The organism is Pandoraea sp. NE5 (genome assembly GCF_024363545.1).
Taxonomy (GTDB): Bacteria; Pseudomonadota; Gammaproteobacteria; order Burkholderiales; family Burkholderiaceae; genus Pandoraea; species Pandoraea cepalis.
Genome location: NZ_AP025517.1, coordinates 1,299,198 through 1,317,394, shown reverse-complemented (window position 1 = coordinate 1,317,394; position 18,197 = coordinate 1,299,198). Strand labels below are relative to the sequence as shown.

The following is an 18,197-nucleotide window of genomic DNA, read 5'->3' as shown; positions in this document are numbered from 1 at the left end:
TGCCGCCAGTGTAAGCGGCTCACGCTCGGCGCGGGGCGCGTCAACGGGGCGGGGAATCGGCCAAATGGACGGAGAGCCGCTTGAGTGCACGTACCTGGCGTAGCGCCACGCGAAAATCGCTCGTCGAGATTAGGCCAATGCCGCCTTCGTCATCGTCAAGCGGCTGTCCGTCGCGTTCATAGACCACGAGTGCGCCGATGCCCACCGGCGTGTTGTACAGCTCGTGCCACGAGAACATGACGGTGTAGCCGTCGGCACCCTGCGCCAATACGTAGGCTCGCGTGAAGTCGCGTGCGTGCGGCAGGCACAGTTGCGCGATGTCGAGCAGTGCGCTCAGCCTGACGCCTTTGTATTCGCTCGCGCAGCGCACCATTCTGCCTGACAGGCAGACGACGTCGAGCGGCCCGGTCAGTTGCGTCGGCAGGCGCATCAGCGCGCAGAGATCGAAGGAGTAACGACGCTTGACGCAGCCGGAGACGACCACTTCCCGCGATACCAACGCGTGAGGCGCCGCGGGTGCGAGGTGCGCGAGCGGGAGGGGAGGCAGGGGACTCACCGAAGCGGGCGGTGCACCGCTGGCGGTGAGGCGAGTGTCTGGCGAGGCGCCGTCGGGCGCGCGCATGGAGTCGAGAGACATGTCGGTTCGGTGGTTGGGCGTGGGGGCACCGGTCGCCGCAATATAGCGGCCGGGCCCCGCACGGACATACGTCGCGCCTGATAGCCGCTATTCGCTTGCCCGTGCCCGATCAGCTACCGTAGCGGGCGGTGCGCAGGACGGGCCTGCGCGCGAAAACGTCGGCGATCACCGCGCGCGCCTCCTGCACGTCGGCGAGGGTCTCGCCGCCTTGCAGTGCGTCGAGCGCTGCACGCAGCACGGCCACGTACTCGGCATCGCCCGGCGCGTTGCCTCCGCCCAGGCGCAACAGACTGACGGATGCGCGCAGGGTGAGCATTGGCGACGCCTGCGCCTGCGCGATCTGCAGTGCATGCTCGAGCCACGGGCGCACGGCGTCGTCGGGATGATGACCTGCGCGCAGAAAACTCCCCTTCTGGCGCAGGAATTCCGCTTGCCAATGGGCGTCGCTGCGGCGCGCGGTCACATGGGTGCCGCGTTCGGCCGCATGCAGTCCGAGCGCAATGTCGCCCGTGCCGGCACACGCTTCCACGAGCAGCCCGAAGAAGATGCCCTCGACGCCGCCCATGATTTCGCTTAGGCGTCCTACGCTGTCGGTAATGCGCTCGAGGCCGCTCACGTCGCCGCGTGAGGCGAGCGCCCAGCCGCGAATCGTCTGTCCGGCGAGTGCCCAGAGCGCCACGCCGGTCTCCGACGCGACTTCGATGGCCTCGCTCGCCAGCGCTTCGGCGGAGGCGACCTCGCGACGCAGGCGTCGCAGCATCGCGGCAAACACCAGGGCGAACGAAAAGGAATAGCGGCGGCCTTGTTGACGCCCCATCGCCAGCGCCGCTTCGCTGGCCGCGAGCGACGCGTCGTGCCGTCCGACGAACCAGTACGCCCACGAGAGGAACGAGAGTGCGGTGATGCGCGCGTCTTCGCCCAGGCCGGTGTCGGCGTGCTCGGGACGATAGTGGGCCAGGCTGCTTTCCAGCGCCGTGACCGCGCCGCCGAAGTCGCCGTGGCAGCACAGGCTGTTGCCCAGCGCGTAGTAAGCATGGGCTAGCAACGGTGCGGCACCGGCCTGTTCCGCGATGAGGATGAGCTTGCGTGCGAGTTCGATGCTGCGCTCGAAGCCGCTCCAGGAGCTCGAGCCGAGCCACAGTCCCCAGAAGACCGGGAACAGCGCGACGTCGTCGCCCATTGGCTGCGCGAGCGCGAGGGCCGTCTCGAAGTTGTGGCGCGCCGGCTCTGAGCCATAGCCGTGCAGCGAGACGAGCGGCACGCCGAGCGCCATGCGCAGTTGCAGCTCGCGCTGTGCGGTCTGAGCACCGGTGCCGGTCTGACGCAGCACGTCGAGCGCGCTCTGGTAGTGCGCACACGCTTCGCGGAACGCCTGGCGCCCGGTCGCATACTCGCCCGCGAGACGGTAGTGCTCGATGGCGGCGTCCGGTTCGTCGGCCTGACGGAAATGCCAGGCGAGCACTTCGGGTTCGGTCTGCGCGGCGGCGGCGTGCTCGCGCATGGCGAGCGCGATTCGGCGGTGCGCGTCCTGACGGCGTTCCTGCGGCTGCGCGTCGTAAGCGGCCTTGTGCAGCAGCGCGTGGCGGAAGACGTAGCGGCCATTGTCCTGTCGCTGCACCAGTGCGCAGGCGGCGAGCGTGTCGAGCGCTCGCTCGACGAGCGCCATCGAACGCCCGCTCGCGGCGGCGAGCAGATCGGCCTGAAATGCCGGGCCGAGACACGAGGCGAAGTGGGCGACCGGCTTGGCGCTGCCCGCCGCGTCGATACGCGCCATCATCAGTTCCTGAAGGCTCGCGGGCATGGGCATGGCGCCGGCGGCGGTGCGGGCGCCATGTTGGGCCGCCGTGGCCCGCGCCAACTCTTGCAGGAACAGCGGCACGCCCTCGGCCAGATGCACGATGCGCTCGCGCAGGGCGGCGGGCAGGGCCACGCGCGGGGTCGCCGCGCGCACGATCGACGCGGCGGCGCCAGCGTCGAGCGGTGCCAGGTCGATCCGGCGCATGCCCACGTGATGACGCCACGGTTGCTCGAATTCGGGCCGGGCGCACACCATCAACAGGCGGCCGCGCGGCGGATTTTCCGCCACGAGCGCGAGCCATTCCAGCGTGGATGGGTCGGCCCAGTGGGCATCGTCGAGCACCAGCACGCCGCCATCGGGCAACAGGGCGGAGAGCAGGGCGGGCGTCTCGTCGAGTACCGCCTGTTTCCACGCGTGCGGCACGTTGGCGTCGGCATGCCGGTCAAACAGGGCGCACAGGCGGCGATGAGCCAGCAGGGCGGGTTGTGGGAGTTCCGCAGCGTCGTCGACGGATCGCGCGCGCAGCCAGCGCGCGATCGGGTGGAAGGGCGTGCCGGCGCCGTCAGGCGCGCAGGCCAGTTCGATCGCGCGCAGGCCGCGCGTTTCCACGAAATGCCGCACCAGCGCCGATTTGCCGATACCGGCTTCGCCGATCACGAGTGCCAGCACGCCGTGTCCGGCGCTCGCGTCGCGCATGGCCGTGTGCGCGGCGGTGAGTTCCGCCAGGGTGGCATCGCGGCCGAAGAGCATCGCCGCGCGACGGCGCGAACGGCGTTCCGGCGTCGGGTCGGGATTGACGCGAAACACGGGAATCTCGCGATGGGCGTGGCGCTCGCGCACGCTGCCGTGTGACGTGGTGGGGATGGCCACGCCAATGAGACGTTGCGTGGCGTCGCAGATCAACACTTCGCCGGGCAGCGCCATGTCGGCAAGCTGCGTGGCCGAGCGCGAGACGCGCCCGCCGGTGTCGGGACTGTCGTCCGCCACCGAGCTGATGACCAGCCCGGTGTGAATGCCCACACCGATGCCGACGCGCGCGGAGCTTGCCTGCACGCAGCGCATGGCGGCTTCGACGGCATGCCGTCCGGCGCCTTCGAGGGCGGTGGGATAGCCGAAATAGCCGAGCAGGCCGCCTGTCGGCGTGCGCACCGTGTAGCCCCACGACTGGCGCAGGATCGTCTCGCACTGCACGAGCGGCGGGCGCATCGTGCCCACGAGCTGGTCAGGATCGTCGATGCCGTTCGGCGCGAGTTCGATGGCCACGACCGTCAGTTGGCGGCGCTCCGGGCCCGTCGCGCGCTGTTCCATGCGCGCGGGCGGCGTCTCCAGCAACTGGGTGAGCGCCTCGCCGGGCAGCTCACCGAGTTCTTCGTCGAGGATGTCGCGCAGACGGCGGTATTCGGTCTCGGCTTCGTCGCGGCGTCCGGCACGCAGTAGCAGCGCGAGCAGGCAGTGCCAGCCCGATTCGTCGAACGGGGCGAGCGCGACGAGCTGGCGTGCGTGCGCGAGTGCCTGATCGAGATCGCCCAGACGGGCGTAACCGTCGGCGAGCAGCCGCTCGCCAAAGACACGGCGGCGCTGATATTCGTCGCGTTGGAGCTCGATCCACTGTTCGAGATCGGGGGTGTCGCGTACCGACAGTCCGTGCAGGAAGGGGCCTTGGTAGAGCGCGACGGCGTCGGCGAGATGTTGTAGATGTGCGGCCAGATCCAGGCCCGTCACGGCGTCGAGCGTGCGATTCGCCTGCTCGATCATGCTCGCGAAGACATGCGCGTCGATCCAGAGGCCGGTCTCGGGGCGCAGACGCACAACCTGGCGGTCGGATTCGAAGAGTTCGTCGCCGAGGGTGTCGCGCAGATGGAAGAGCATGCGCTTGAGCTTGTCGCGGCCCCCCTGGCCATCTTCATCGGGCCAGAACAGGTCGGCGAGTGCGCCGCGCGTATGGAAGCCCGGTTGCAGGGCGAGGTAGGCCAACAGGCCCCGCGCTTTCGTGTATTTCACGGCGCAGGCTTGTTTGCCTTGTTCGACCCGCATCGGTCCCAGCAGGTAGAGCGATCTGGTGGCTTGCATTGTCCCTGGACGGCAAATAGGCAACACCGGCGCACACCCCAGGGGAGTGGCACCGGTGCGGCGAATTCAAGATGTCGTCGAGCCCGACCGACGGATCCGGCGCGCGGCATGGGCTGCCATCGGGACCGGCGCATCGGCAATCTGGCGAAACGTCAAGGCCGTTCCGGGGGGGCTCCGGCCGAATGCTTTCAGTACTGCAGCCCAAAGTATAAACACGAGTCTCGATTTCTTCGGCAATACCCGAGGAATTCACATGTCATTGCGGGCGTCGCGCCGCCCCTGCGGTCACACGCCGCGATCGATCGGGCGTTCGGTCGTGCTGCCAAGGTGCTGCCGGACGCGAGACGACTGTCGGAGATTTACGTCAGTCGTCGTAAAGCAATTGTAATGTAAATCATTCTCATTTATATTCGCGCTCCATATCGAGGGCATCGACCGCGGATGAGACGTCAGCGTGGGGCTCGGCGCGACCCGTCGGTGTTCTCCCTCCTTATTCCTACCACGACGCCTTTCGAAACCGATCGATCATGATGCAACGCAAGCCTCTGACGGTGGCCATGATGGCCCTCTTCGCCACGCCGTTCGCCGTCGCTTACGCCTCGCCCGCCATGGCACAGAGCACGTTTGACGCCCCGACCTCGGGCACGACGCAGACCACGACGCAAGGCGCGGCGCAGGCCGCCACGTTGCCGCAGACCGAAGTGTCCGGCACGTCGATTCGTGATGATTACCAGCGCGACATCTCGACCGTCGGCGGCAAGGTGCCCACGGCGATCCGCGACATCCCGCAATCGGTCACCGTGATCGACAAGGCGGTCATGCAGGCGCAGGGCGCCACGTCGTTCGCCGACGCGCTGCGCAATTCGCCGGCCATTACGCTTGGCGGTGCGGAGGGCGGGCAGATCGGCAACAACATCAATCTGCGCGGTTTCGCGGCACGCACCGACATCTATCTCGACGGCTTCCGCGATCGCGGCCAGTACTATCGCGATACGTTCGATCTCGAGGCCATCGAGGTGCTCGAAGGCCCGTCGTCCATGCTGTTCGGCCGGGGTTCGACCGGTGGCGTCATCAACCAGGTGAGCAAGCAGGCCAATCTCAAGCCGCTGAACGAAGTCTCCGGAACGCTCGGCACGAACGACCAGTACCGCACCTCGTTCGACCTCAATCATCCGCTCTCGGAGACTGCCGCGTTCCGGATCAACGGCTTTGCGCAAAATATTCATACGACGCGCGACGTCATGAACAATCGGGATTGGGGCGTTGCGCCCACGCTCAAGCTTGGCATCGGTACGCCCACACAGATCACGCTTTCCGCGCTCGTCCAACATAACCGCGATATGGCGGACTACGGCACCGTGGGCTACAACGGCAGTCCGCTGCCGGTCTCGAAGCAACAGTTCTACGGCCTGACGACCGACCGCACGGTGCAGGACGTAATGAGCCTCTCGGCCAAGATCGAGCACAGGGTCGACGACAGTCTGAAGATCACGAACCAGACGCAATACAGCCGCTATGTCATCGACGCCATCGAAACGTCCCCGCATGCCGTGGGCGTCGCCAACGGCACCGGGGGATTCACGTCGCTGCCGGCCCGTCCGACGGCGGGACTTCCGTCGTATTCGCTCGATCAGCTCTGGGTGCAGTTGCAGAGTCACGATCGCAAGATCACCGACTCGTCGCTGTTCAACCAGACCGACGTCGTGAAGACGTTCTCGACCGGACCGATCAAGCACACCCTGATCGCCGGCGCGGAGTTCGGGCAGGACACCTATGAAAATCAGGCGTATTCGCGCACCGGCGCTGGACAGTCGACGGGCTTCCTCGGCTGGATTCCCGCCAGCAGTACGGCGTACTACGCGAATCTGCCGAATGTCACGACGACCGCCGGTAACCTGGCGCAGGGAACGGCACAGACGGTCGCGTTCTACGCGAACGATACCGTTGAGCTGAGCCGCCACTGGAAGATTGTGGGCGGCCTGCGCTGGGATCGCTTCAAGGCGCAGCTTTCGAACACCGTCAGTTCGCCGGGCTACGCGACGCAAACGGTCAACCATACGAGCGTGCGCACGGGCGTGATCTATCAGCCAAGCGAGGCACAGTCGTATTACTTCTCCTATGGAACGTCGTTCAACCCGTCGCTTGAAACGCTCACCGTCACCAACAACACGCAGGCCCTGCCGCCCGCGACGAACGAATCGTTCGAAGTCGGCAGCAAGTGGAATCTGTTCGACGACAATCTGGCGATCAACACCGCACTGTTCCAGGTCACGCAGGACAATGCGCGCACGCAGACCGGCACGTCGGGCGAATACACGAACGCAGGCAAGGTGCGCATTCGCGGTGCGCAGGTGAGCGCCACAGGCCGTATCACGTCGAACTGGCAGGTGATGGGCGGCTATATGTTCCTGAACTCGGAAGTGGTGCAGGCGAACGACGGCACGCAGGGCAATGTGCTGGCCAACACGCCGCGACATTCGCTGACGCTCTGGTCGACCTATACGCTCGGTCACTGGGAGGTGGGCGGCGGCATGAAGTACATGTCAATGCGCTATGCGGCGAACACGAACCTGATTCGCGTGGGCGGTTACACTCGCTGGGACGCCACGATCGCTTATCATCAGCCGAAATACGACATTCGCCTCAACCTGCTCAACGTGTTCAACAAGACCTACTTCGACGCGCTGGTGCCGTCCGACGGCGGACGGGCTGCGCCGGGCATCGGGCGCACGGCGCTGCTCACGGGCACTTACCGGTTCTGACGGAGACGCACGTCGATGTTGCTACGCATTCCGAATGTCCTCAATGCCGAGCAGGTGCGCTGGGTTCGCGCAGCGCTCGACAACGCGGGCGACGCATGGGTCGACGGCCTGGCCACGGCGGGCTATCAGGGGGCGCCCGTCAAACAAAACCAGCAGATCGACGAGCGCTCAGCCGTGGCTCGCGAACTGGGCGACGTGATTCTCGGTGCGCTGGAGCGCCATCCGCTGTTTATCAGCGCGGCATTGCCGAACAAGGTGTACGCGCCGATGTTCAACCGCTACGGCGAAGGCATGCACTTCGGTCACCACGTGGACGGGGCGATTCGTTTGCAGCCGGGCAGCGGCATGCGCATTCGCACGGATATCTCCGCCACGCTCTTTCTCGCGTCGCCGGATGCGTACGACGGCGGAGAACTGGTGATCGAGGATCAGTACGGGGCGCACGAGGTGAAATTGGCCGCAGGCGACATGGTGCTGTATCCGGCGACCAGCCTGCATCGCGTGAACCCTATCACGCGCGGCACGCGGGTCGGGTGCTTCTTCTGGGTGCAGAGTCTCGTGCGGGACGACACGCAGCGCACGCTGCTCTTCGACATGGACAACGCGATCCAGCGTCTCAACGCGTCGGACGCTGACGAGACCGCGCGGCGCTCGCTCGTCGGCTGCTATCACAACCTGCTACGCCTGTGGAGCGAGACCTGAGCGCCGGCGCGCGCCGGGCCATCGTGCCCGGCGGCGCTGGACTCGCACCGATGTGACTTACTGCGCTTGACCGGCCGGCGGTTGCGGGGCCGGGGCGTTCTTGTGCATCGGACCGCGATGTTGCCTTGCCTCGTCGTGCCAGGTCTTCATCCTGGCCCAGCGCGCCTTGATCGTGGTGCTCACGAGCGTCTTCTGGTCGTTGTTCAGACCGTTGTACACGTTCAACCAGGCATCTTCCGTCTGGCTGCGAAGCTGACGGTTCTGGTCGAACGCCTTCTCGCGGGCGGCGCGCATGCCGGCCAGGTCGAGGATCTTCTGATCCTTCGTCTGCGCCATCATCTGCCGGAACTGTTCGCCATTCTTGCGCATGGCGTCGTGATTCTGCTTCGACGTGGTCACTGCCTGCTGCCACGCTTGTTCCTGCTGCGCGTCGAGTTTCAATTGATCGTGCAGCTTGTGCATGTCGCCGAGCCCCCACGGGCCGCGCTCGCCGCGCATGTGGTACGCGGCGGCATGGGGTGCCGTGGCCGGTGCCGCGGCATCGGCGGCATAAGCGACGCCGAGCATCGAGGTGGCGACGAGGATGGCCGACGCGGCGGCGATCTTCAGTTTGCGCATGGTGTTGACTCCCTGTGGATACTGCCGGAATTGGCAGTTTCAGAGTAAGTCATCGCCGCACCGAACACGTTGCAAAGTGCAACCGGTGTATTACCTGACGTTACCAGCGCCGGGATTCGCAATATTCCGAAACGACTCGGCCCGCCCTTGCCGGGTGTCGACAAGGGCGGGCCGTTCATGAACTGCGTGCGATAGTGCGCGCAAAAGGGCACGCCTGACGCGCTTCGTCCTTCGATCAGTCCCAGGCGCCGCGACCGCCCGACACGCTGTAGCGGCCCGCACCGAAGAGCATCAGGCAAACGCCCGTGAACAAGTAGAAGGCTTGCAGTTCGAGCGACCAGCCGCCGGTCTTCGCGAGATCGCCGAGTTGGTTCAGGTGCACCAGCGAGAACGCGATCACCATATTGCCCACGACGAGCAGGCCGCCCAGACGGGTGAGAACGCCGAGAATCAGCAGGACCGGGGCGAGCAGTTCGCCGAGATAGACGCCGTAGGCGAGAAAGCTCGGCAGGCCGTGCGACGTGATCATGCCCTCGATGAAGCCGATCCCGTTGATGACCTTGCTGACGCCGTGAAACAGCAGCAGGATGCCGAGGGTAAGGCGCAAGATCAGTTTGCCGAGATCGTCTCTGGTGCTCTGCATGGGGAAGGCTCCTTCTTGACTCGCGAGTTCGCGTAAGGGGGCTGACAGTTACGGAGTGGCACGCTCGCTAGCGCCGCGTGCCGGCCAAATGGGCACCACTGTATCAAATCGTTACGGCGCTGTCTGCGGGTGTCCTATCGATTTCAGGGACATAGCGCGAATCGCGACAGACGCGCCGATTACACGTGGTTACTTTTCGGACTGCCCGGTTACACGCCGGCTGTCGGCGCGGCGCTCGCCTGCGCCGTTAAACCGCATAAGGACACGGTCATTCGCTGGCAATCCCGCCAACGGCCCGGATCCCCGCCGGTTTCCTGAAGACGCATCACCGCATGCGCGTTCAGGCCAATTCAAAGCAGTGCAAAGCCAATAAGGATTCCATTATGAACATCCGCAAAACCGTGATTCTGAGCGCCGCGACCCTTGCCTTGGGCGGTGTGTTCGCCTCGCAGGCGTTTGCCCAGACGCCCACGACCGAGACGTCGCGCGACGTCAAGCAACAGCAGCGCATCGACAATGGCCTCAAGAGCGGTCAGTTGACGACGAAGGAAGCGTCGCGTCTCGAGAAGGGCGAGGCGAAGATCGACCGGATGCAGGCGCACGCCGATCACACCGGCGATACGGCGGCCGAGAAGGCCCGCATCGCCCGCGCCCAGAACAAGGAGAGCGCAAAGATCGAGCAGCTCAAGCACAACGACCGGGCAGCGAATCCCGGATCGGCGTCGTCGGAGCGCATGCAGGCTGACGTGCAACGCAACGTCAATCAGGAGAAGCGCATCGCGCAAGGACAAGCCGCTGGTACGTTGACCAACCAGCAGGCCGGTAGCCTTGAGCGCGGGCAGGCGCATGTCGACGCTGTCGAAGCGCACGCGGGCAAAAACGGTCACGTGAGCGCGGGCGAGCAGGCCGGCGTGCAGCACCGCGAGAATCATCAGAGCCGACGGATTCGTCACGACAAGACGAACGGATGATCGGCCGCTGAGGGTTATTCGCGCGCATGACTGAGGCGCATGACCCTGGTGGATGACGCAAGCGCCACCCCTGGCGGGGTGGCGCTTCTGTTTTGGGGCTATCATCGGCGTCTCAACGAAACCGGAGGACGCTCAGGATGGAGCTGGTGCAAGCGCAGAAGATGCTCGACGGACTCGTGTCGCCATGGGTGCGGCAATTGAATCTGCGGATCGAGGCGACCGGACCGGAGCAAAGCGAGCTGAGATTGCCGTTCGATGCCGCATTCAAGCATGGTGGTGGCGTGATCTGCGGGCAGGTGTTCATGGCCGTGGCCGACACGGCGATGGTGGTGGCACTCTCAGCCGCGCTCGGCGGCTTCCAGCCGATGACAACCGTCACGCTCAACACGCAGTTCATGCGCCCGGTGACCGATGGCGATCTGCGCGTGATCGCGCGAATTCTGCGTCGCGGCAAGAACCTGGTGTTCGGCGAAATCGAAATTCTCGACGCGTCGGGCAAGATGGCCGTGCATGCGACGACGACCTACGCGCTGCTGTGAGCACACAGGCGCGAGGCGGTCGACGTGGCTCGCGCGATAGCACCGAGGAGGGCAAGTGTTCGATCAGATCGTATTCGCCGGGGGCGGCAACCGTTGCTGGTGGCAGGCGGGATTCTGGGAACGCGTGACGCGCGACATGCCGCTGCGCCCGCGTGTCATCACCGGTATTTCGGCCGGCGCGGCCACGGCGTGCATGCTGCACATGCGCTCGTCGGACTGGGTGATGGATTACTACCGGCAGGCGCTCGCGAGCAATCGCAAGAATGCCTATTGGGGCAATCTGGTGCGCCGTGAGCGGGTGTTTCCACATTACCGCATCTATCGTCAGGCGCTGCTCGCCATCTATGATGGCCAGCTCGACAAACTTGCCGCGGCGCCGGAGATTCGCGTGGGACTGTCACACATCCCGCGCTGGCTGGGGCCACGCATGGCGACGGCGGCGGGGCTAGTGGCTTACAACATTGACAAGCACGTGCGTCGCACGTTGCATCCAACGCTCGCGAGGCAGCTCGGTTTTACCCCCGAATTCGTGCGCGCGCAGGACTGCCGAACGACAGCGGATCTGGCCGATCTGATGCTGCAATCGTCATGCACGCCGCCGTTCACGCCGATTCTGCGGCGCGACGGTCGCCCTGTGCTCGACGGCGGCATGGTCGACAACGTACCGGTCGATGCGCTCGACGCCACGCCGGGGCGAGTGCTGGTGCTGGTGACGCGGCGCTATCCACGTCCGCAGATCTTTACGCAACATCACGCCGGGCAGGACCGCTTGTACGTGCAGCCGTCGGTGCCCGTGCCGATTTCGAGTTGGGATTACACTCGCCCCGACATGATGGGCCCGGCATTCGCGCTGGGTCGCCAGGACGGCGAAACTTTCCTGCGACATCGGGACACGATGGCGTAGGCGCCTCGCCGGCGCGGCGGATGTCAGCGCCCGAAGCCGAGCAGCGCGGCCGGGTTGGCGACGTGCGAGCGGTCGCCGTTCAGGAAATCGACGATATTCTGGAAGGCCACGCGGAAATACAGCTCGTAGCTTTCCCGCTCGACGTAGCCGATGTGCGGCGTGCACACGCAATTCTCCAGTCGCAGCAGGGGGTTGCCCTGCAGAATCGGCTCGCTCTCGAAGACGTCGATGGCGGCCATGCCGGGGCGGCCCCGATTGAGTGCCGTGATCAATGCGTTCTCTTCGACCAGTTCCGCACGGCTCGTATTCACGAACAGTGCCGTGGGCTTCATGTGCAGCAGGTCGTCGAGTTTGACGAGGTGACGCGTCTCGTCGTTCAGGCGCAGGTGCAACGACAGCACGTCGCTTTGCGTGAACAGTTCTTCCTTGCTGTTCGCCACGCGCAAGCCATCGGCGGCGGCGGCTTCTCGCGATCCTTCACGTCCCCAGACCATCACTTCCATGCCGAACGCGCGGCCATAGCCTGCCACGAGTCGGCCGATCTTGCCGTAGCCCCAGAGGCCGAGTGTCTGACCGCGCAGCACCTGACCCAGCCCGAAATTCGCCGGCATGCTCGACGATTTCAGACCGGACTGCTGCCACGCACCGTGCTTGAGGCTGGAGACATATTGAGGAATCCGGCGCTGGGCGGCCATGATCAGTGCCCAGGTGAGTTCGGCCGGCGCGGTCGGCGAGCCGATGCCCTCGAGCACGGCCACGCCGCGGGCGGTGCAGGCGTCGATGTCGATGTGCGCGCCGGCACGCCCGGTCTGGCTGATGATGCGCAGACGCGGCAGTTTGTCGATGAGCTGGGCGGTGATGGCGGTGCGCTCGCGAACCAGAACGAGCACTTCCGCTTCGCCGACACGGGCGGCGAGTTGCCCGACGCCCTTGACCGTGTTGTTGAAGACCTTGACGTCGTGACCAGCCAGCAGGGAGAAGCAGTCGAGCTTGCGAACGGCGTCCTGATAGTCGTCGAGAATGGCAATTTTCATGGCAAAACGTAATCGGATCGGCGCAGGACGGCGAGCGCTCTGCGCGGGCGGAACATGGGTCTGAGGCCGCCGCGACCGGCGGACGAACGGGTCGACCACAGGGACGGCGTTTGTCGGGGCCACCCAGCGCCGGCCTTGTTGCGACGCAGCACCGACGCGATTTGCGCGGTGGTATGCTGACGCCTCGTTTTGCATAGTATGGCAGGTGTCCTGGCAACCATGGCGAAACCGCCTCAACACGATGGCAAAAAATCGAACCCACCCCGCAAAAGCAAGTCGGACCCGGTGAGCGAGACGCCTGATGCGCACGTATCGGTGCGCGTGTTGCCCCCTGCTGTCCCGCGTGTGGACTTGCGTGCGTCGCAAGCCACACAACACGCTCCGTACTTCGTGCGGCCCATGCCTGCGTGCGCGTTAAGGTTCTGCGCACACGGCGATCGCCGGGGCTATCCTGCCCTTCCGGTATCCCCAACCGGAAGGGTCGCCCGGCCATCCAAGGTGCCTGCACGACGGACGCCCGGCGTCCGCCTCGATTTCCCGACTCTGCATGGAGACAACCCCCATGACGCAAGCCAGTGTGAGCGCAAGCGCGCTCAACGCCTCCTCCTCCTCGTCCAATGTCGCTACCCGTGATCTGCCCGCCTGGGTGCGTCATCGCAAGCTGATCGACTGGGTGTCGCACATCGCGGCGATTACCCAGCCCGAGCGTGTCGTCTGGTGCGACGGCTCACAGGAGGAATACGACCGTCTGTGCGAGCAGATGGTGGCTGCCGGCACGATGAAGCGGCTCAACCCGGCCAAGCGCCCGAACTCGTTCCTCGCGCTCTCCGATCCGTCGGATGTCGCGCGGGTGGAAGACCGCACGTTCATCTGCAGCGAAACGCGTGAAGACGCGGGCCCGACCAATCACTGGATCGATCCGCATGAAATGCGCACGACGCTCGACGGCCTGTTCCAGGGCTGCATGCGCGGTCGCACGATGTATGTCGTACCGTTCTCGATGGGTCCGCTCGGCTCGCCGATTGCCCATATCGGCGTGGAATTGTCCGACACACCGTACGTGGCCGTGAACATGCGCATCATGACGCGCATGGGCCGTGCCGTGTATGACGTTCTGGGCGCCGACGGCGAGTTCGTGCCTTGCGTTCATACGGTGGGCAAGCCGCTCGCCGCCGGTGAGCAGGACGTGGCATGGCCGTGCAACAACACGAAGTACATCGTGCATTTTCCGGAAACCCGCGAAATCTGGAGCTATGGCTCGGGCTACGGCGGCAATGCGCTGCTGGGCAAGAAGTGTTTCGCGCTGCGCATCGCCTCGAAGATGGGCCGCGACGAAGGCTGGCTCGCCGAACATATGCTGATTCTCGGCGTGACGTCGCCCGAGGGCAGGAAGTATCACGTGGCGGCGGCGTTCCCGTCGGCCTGCGGCAAGACCAACTTTGCCATGCTGATCCCGCCGAAGGGCTTCGACGGCTGGAAGGTCGAGACCATTGGCGACGACATCGCCTGGATCAAGCCGGGCCGCGATGGCCGTCTATACGCGATCAATCCGGAAGCCGGCTTCTTCGGCGTGGCCCCGGGGACCAGCGAGAAGACCAACCCGAACGCGCTGGCGACGCTCGGTGAGAACGTCATCTTCACCAACGTGGCGTTGACGGACGACGGCGATGTGTGGTGGGAAGGCCTGACCGACACGCCGCCGGCGCATCTGATCGACTGGCAGGGCAAGGACTGGACGCCGGAGAGCGCGAAGGAGACGGGCCGCAAGGCGGCGCATCCGAATTCGCGGTTCACGGCACCGGCATCGCAATGTCCGTCGATCGATGCCGACTGGGAAAACCCGGCCGGGGTGGCGATCGATGCGTTCATCTTCGGCGGCCGCCGTTCGACGACCGTGCCGCTGGTGACAGAAGCGCGCGACTGGACCGAGGGCGTGTACATGGCCGCGACCATGGGCTCGGAGACGACGGCCGCGGCGGCGGGCCAGCAGGGGGTGGTGCGCCGCGATCCGTTCGCTATGCTGCCGTTCTGCGGCTACAACATGAGCGACTACTTCCAGCACTGGCTCGATACCGGCGCGCATCTGGACAAGCTTGGCGCCGCGTTGCCGAAGATCTACTGCGTGAACTGGTTCCGCAAGGGCGCGGACGGCAAGTTCGTGTGGCCGGGCTTCGGCGAGAACATGCGCGTGTTGGCGTGGATGCTCGGCCGTATCGACGGCACGGCGCAAGGGGTGGAGAACGCGTTCGGCATCACACCACGCTACGAGGACCTGAACTGGAACGGTCTGTCGTTCACGCCGTCGCAGTTCGACGACGTGACCTCGATGGACTCGGCCGCCTGGCACGAGGAGTTGAAGCTCCACACCGAACTGTTCGACACGTTCAATCATCGTCTGCCGCAAGCGTTGCTCGACACGAAGACCGACATCGAGCGTCGCCTGAAGTCGTGATTCGTCCGATGATCGAATGATCGCGCGCTGAACTTGCGAGACGCCGGCATCACGGATCAAGTTAAGGATGCACACAACGATCCCACCGAGGGAGACTTCGGTGGGATTTTTGTTGCCTTGTGAGACTTCCGAAAGGCTTGCCAGGCAAGGATCGGGGCGGTTTTCGATAGGACTGTGGTGATAGCATTTCTCCTGTTGTTCTGTTCGGACAACGACTTTTCCATTCGGAACCCCAGGAGGCGCTGATGCACATGATGTTGATCGAAGGTATTGACGAACCGCTCATGCGATCGATTCGGTCGCGTGCGGCCATGTACGGGAGAACCCCGGAGGAAGAAGTGCTGACGATTCTGGATAACGTGGCGCGGGTTCCGGGGTTTCGCTCGCTGGGGGAAGCACTGTTGGCCATGCCGAATGTCGGACTGGACAGCGATTTTGAACGTATCAATTAAGGCAATGAGTGTCCGATGTATTTACTCGATACGAACGTTATTAGCGAGTGTCGGAAATGCGGGGGCGGTGACGAAGGGGTTCAGCGCTTTATCCGTCGGACCGATCGTGATCAATCACCGCGCTTTCTTTCGGTCATCACGCTGGGAGAACTACAGCGTGGTGTGAAAGTCCTTCGGCACCGGAATGATGCGCGACAGGCGGTGCTGATCGAGGCATGGCTCGAAAAGCTGAAACGCGATTACGCGCGAGAGATTTTGCCGGTGGACCAGACGATCTGTAACGTTTGGGCACGTCTACGCGTGCCCCATTCCGAGCACCCCATCGACAAGTTGATCGCTGCCACTGCGCTGGTGCATCGGCTTGTCGTGGTCACGCGCAACGTGAGGGATTTTTCCAGTACCGGCGTAGAGGTATACAACCCATTTGTGCACTGATCACGGTCGGTGTGAGCGCCGTACCGTCACTCGACCCATGCGCGCCGTGCGCTCGACAGGCGCCCCCACGCGACCTACAGTCGATTCTCCACCGCAAACTTGATCAACTCCGCCTGCCCTTCGATGCCGAGCTTGCGCTTGATGTTGAGCCGGTGCGTCTCCACGGTGCGGACCGACAAATCCATCTCCGTGGCAATTTGCTTGTTCGCCAGTCCGCGCGCGATCCGCGAGAGGATTTCGCGTTCACGAGGCGTGAGCGAGTCGATGGGGGCGTGCGATGTCGAGGCCTGCACCACGCGCGCGGCAATGGCGGCGCTGTAGTACGAATCGCCGCGCGCCACGCGTTCGATGGCGGTCACGATCTCGTGGGCGGGGGCATCCTTGAGCACGTAGCCGCGTGCGCCGGCGCGGACGGCCTGACGCACATATTCGGCGTTGTCATGCATCGAGAGGATCAGCACGGCGATGTGGGGGAACTGCTCGCGAAACTGGGCCGTCAGTTCAATGCCGTTCGTGCCGCGCATGCTGATGTCCATCAGCGCCAGATCCGGCGACGATGTCTTCGCCCGCGTGAGCGCTTCCTGTGCATTGCCCGCCTCACCGACGACCTGCAGGTTGGGCGAGGCATCGAAGCGTGCGCGCAGTCCATCGCGCACGAGCGGGTGATCGTCGATCAGGAGCAGTCGAATGGGATGCGCTTGCGTCATTGGTGTGAGGCTGTACGAAGCGCCGCTTTCGCGGCGGCGGGCGTGAGGGGCACCCACGCGCTGATGGTGGTAAGACCCGGCCACGACTGAATGCCGAGAACGCCGCCGACGGCATCGAGCCGCTCGCGCATATTGCGCAGGCCGATGCCATGGCTGGGATTGTGATGCACGTCGGTCACGTCGAATCCGCAGCCGTCGTCAGCAATCGACAGGTGAATGCCGTCGGGTTTGAACATCAGCAGGATCGAAACGCGCGACGCGTGCGCATGGCGTTCGATGTTGGTCAGCGCTTCCTGCGCGATGCGATAGAGCATTGTTTTGATGTTGTCGTCCAGCACGGGGGCGTCGCCTTCGACTTGCATCTCGACAGGCAGATTCGCATGCGAGCCGAACTCCCGTGCGAGCTGGTCGATGGCCGCGGCCAGACCGAGATCGTCGAGCATGGCCGGGCGCAGCGCCTGCGAAATACGTCGTACTTCCCCGAGCGTGCCGTTCAACCGCTCGATGGCCACGCCCAGCGCGGTGCTGGCGGCGGCGGGCGAGCCCGGCAAACGCATCGACGCCGACTCGAGCAGTAGCTTGACCGACACCAGCAATTGGCTGATGCCATCATGCAGTTCGCGCGAAATGCGCGCGCGCTCGACTTCCTGCGATTCCACCACCTGACGTGCCAGTTGGCGCAACTTCGCATCGGCGGTCTTGAGTTCGGTGATGTTCACGACGAGCCCGCACAGGGCCACGATCGCCAGGCATGTCGAGGCGATGAGGGTGATCCAGATCAGCGTGCGATCGATGTTCGCCTGCGCGCGCTCGTCCGACGCGCGCAGCGTAGCTTCGACGTCGTCGAGATAAATCCCGGTGCCGATCATCCAGTTCCAGCGGGGCAGGGCGACGACGTAGCCGAGCTTTGGCGCCATCTGGTGCAGGGACGGCTTTTCCCACGGATATTGCACGTAGCCGCCGCCGGCGCGCGCCGCCGCGATCAGGCGCTGGATCGTGGGCGCGCCCGACGCATCCTTGAGCGACCAGAGATTGTGGCCGACGAGCTCGGGTTGGCGCGGGTGCATCAGGCTGCGGCCTTCGAGATCGTAGACGAAAAAGTAGCCGTCCTTGCCGAACTCCAGGCGGGCAAGGATGGCGAGGGCCGCCTCGCGGGCGGCGGGCGTGTCGGGGCCGTCGTACAGCGGCTCGATGGCCTTGCGCGCAAGGCCCACGTAATGCAGCAGCTCCGCCCGCTTGTTGGCCAGCGATGTGGTTTGCACAGCGTCGTGCTGCGCGCTCGAAAGCTCGTTGCCTTGGTGTCGCACGGCCAGCGCGATGGCGACCATCGCCAGGGCCACCGGCAACAGCGCCAGGACGAAAAATTTCTGTCGGAGATTCATGGCATTCGGAAAGCTGCAATGCCGCGTTTCACGGGGCTTCGCTACGTAATAGCACGTAGCGGGCCTGCGTAGTTTCGCGCTTGTGGCGCAG

General features: G+C 64.9%; 15 protein-coding genes. 8 read left to right on the top strand and 7 right to left on the bottom strand.

Translation table 11 applies throughout. The features are described 5' to 3' along the window. Positions 1-40: 40 nt before the first annotated feature. Positions 41-637: a molybdopterin-dependent oxidoreductase gene (locus tag PanNE5_RS06150; protein WP_261939420.1), complete on the bottom strand. Its 597-nt coding sequence runs from the start codon at positions 635-637 to the stop codon at positions 41-43. 109 nt (positions 638-746) lie between these two features. Then, positions 747-4,505: a BTAD domain-containing putative transcriptional regulator gene (locus PanNE5_RS06145; protein WP_261939419.1), complete on the bottom strand. Its 3,759-nt coding sequence runs from the start codon at positions 4,503-4,505 to the stop codon at positions 747-749. A 527-nt stretch (positions 4,506-5,032) separates the two neighbouring features. Between PanNE5_RS06145 and PanNE5_RS06140 the strand changes: the two genes are divergently transcribed. Continuing rightward, positions 5,033-7,267, top strand: a complete 2,235-nt coding sequence (locus PanNE5_RS06140; RefSeq protein ID WP_017233805.1) for a TonB-dependent receptor — start codon at positions 5,033-5,035, stop codon at positions 7,265-7,267. Between the two features lie 15 nt (positions 7,268-7,282). Then, on the top strand, positions 7,283-7,969 hold the full coding sequence (locus PanNE5_RS06135) for a Fe2+-dependent dioxygenase (RefSeq protein WP_017233804.1): 687 nt from the start codon (positions 7,283-7,285) through the stop codon (positions 7,967-7,969). A 57-nt stretch (positions 7,970-8,026) separates the two neighbouring features. Here the strand turns inward: PanNE5_RS06135 and PanNE5_RS06130 are convergent, their stop codons facing one another. Both PanNE5_RS06130 and PanNE5_RS06125 read right to left on the bottom strand, forming a co-directional pair. Beyond that, positions 8,027-8,587, bottom strand: a complete 561-nt coding sequence (locus PanNE5_RS06130; protein WP_261939418.1) for a periplasmic heavy metal sensor — start codon at positions 8,585-8,587, stop codon at positions 8,027-8,029. 235 nt (positions 8,588-8,822) lie between these two features. Then, on the bottom strand, positions 8,823-9,230 hold the full coding sequence (locus tag PanNE5_RS06125; RefSeq protein WP_017233802.1) for a DoxX family protein: 408 nt from the start codon (positions 9,228-9,230) through the stop codon (positions 8,823-8,825). Between the two features lie 383 nt (positions 9,231-9,613). Here PanNE5_RS06125 and PanNE5_RS06120 point away from each other — a divergent pair, with 383 nt between their 5' ends. The 3 genes from PanNE5_RS06120 (at position 9,614) to PanNE5_RS06110 (ending at position 11,644) form a co-directional block, all read left to right on the top strand. Beyond that, positions 9,614-10,201, top strand: a complete 588-nt coding sequence (locus PanNE5_RS06120; RefSeq protein WP_261939417.1) for a hypothetical protein — start codon at positions 9,614-9,616, stop codon at positions 10,199-10,201. Between the two features lie 137 nt (positions 10,202-10,338). Continuing rightward, entirely contained in the window at positions 10,339-10,740 is a 402-nt protein-coding gene (locus tag PanNE5_RS06115) for a PaaI family thioesterase (protein ID WP_130024504.1), read from the top strand. A gap of 55 nt (positions 10,741-10,795) precedes the next feature. Further along, entirely contained in the window at positions 10,796-11,644 is an 849-nt protein-coding gene (locus PanNE5_RS06110) for a patatin-like phospholipase family protein (RefSeq protein WP_261939416.1), read from the top strand. Positions 11,645-11,667: 23 nt separating this feature from the next. Here the strand turns inward: PanNE5_RS06110 and PanNE5_RS06105 are convergent, their stop codons facing one another. Continuing rightward, positions 11,668-12,678 carry a D-2-hydroxyacid dehydrogenase family protein gene (locus PanNE5_RS06105; RefSeq protein WP_130024506.1) on the bottom strand — a complete coding sequence of 337 codons (1,011 nt, stop codon included), beginning with the start codon at positions 12,676-12,678 and terminating at the stop codon, positions 11,668-11,670. A gap of 562 nt (positions 12,679-13,240) precedes the next feature. Between PanNE5_RS06105 and PanNE5_RS06100 the strand changes: the two genes are divergently transcribed. From PanNE5_RS06100 to PanNE5_RS06090, 3 genes are all read left to right on the top strand, one after another. Then, positions 13,241-15,130 (top strand): phosphoenolpyruvate carboxykinase (GTP), encoded by a 1,890-nt coding sequence (locus tag PanNE5_RS06100; protein WP_261939415.1) that lies wholly within the window; start codon positions 13,241-13,243, stop codon positions 15,128-15,130. Positions 15,131-15,381: 251 nt separating this feature from the next. Then, on the top strand, positions 15,382-15,582 hold the full coding sequence (locus tag PanNE5_RS06095; protein ID WP_130024507.1) for a DNA-binding protein: 201 nt from the start codon (positions 15,382-15,384) through the stop codon (positions 15,580-15,582). Positions 15,583-15,597: 15 nt separating this feature from the next. Further along, positions 15,598-16,017, top strand: a complete 420-nt coding sequence (locus PanNE5_RS06090; protein WP_017233795.1) for a type II toxin-antitoxin system VapC family toxin — start codon at positions 15,598-15,600, stop codon at positions 16,015-16,017. Positions 16,018-16,091: 74 nt separating this feature from the next. Here the strand turns inward: PanNE5_RS06090 and PanNE5_RS06085 are convergent, their stop codons facing one another. Together PanNE5_RS06085 and PanNE5_RS06080 are read right to left on the bottom strand one after the other, a co-directional pair. Then, positions 16,092-16,724: a response regulator gene (locus PanNE5_RS06085; protein ID WP_017233794.1), complete on the bottom strand. Its 633-nt coding sequence runs from the start codon at positions 16,722-16,724 to the stop codon at positions 16,092-16,094. After that, the gene (locus tag PanNE5_RS06080) at positions 16,721-18,106 is read right to left on the bottom strand and encodes a cache domain-containing protein (RefSeq protein WP_017233793.1); all 1,386 of its coding nucleotides are present in this window, start codon (positions 18,104-18,106) and stop codon (positions 16,721-16,723) included. Before PanNE5_RS06080 ends, PanNE5_RS06085 begins: the two co-directional genes overlap by 4 nt. Between the last annotated feature and the right edge of the window lie 91 nt (positions 18,107-18,197).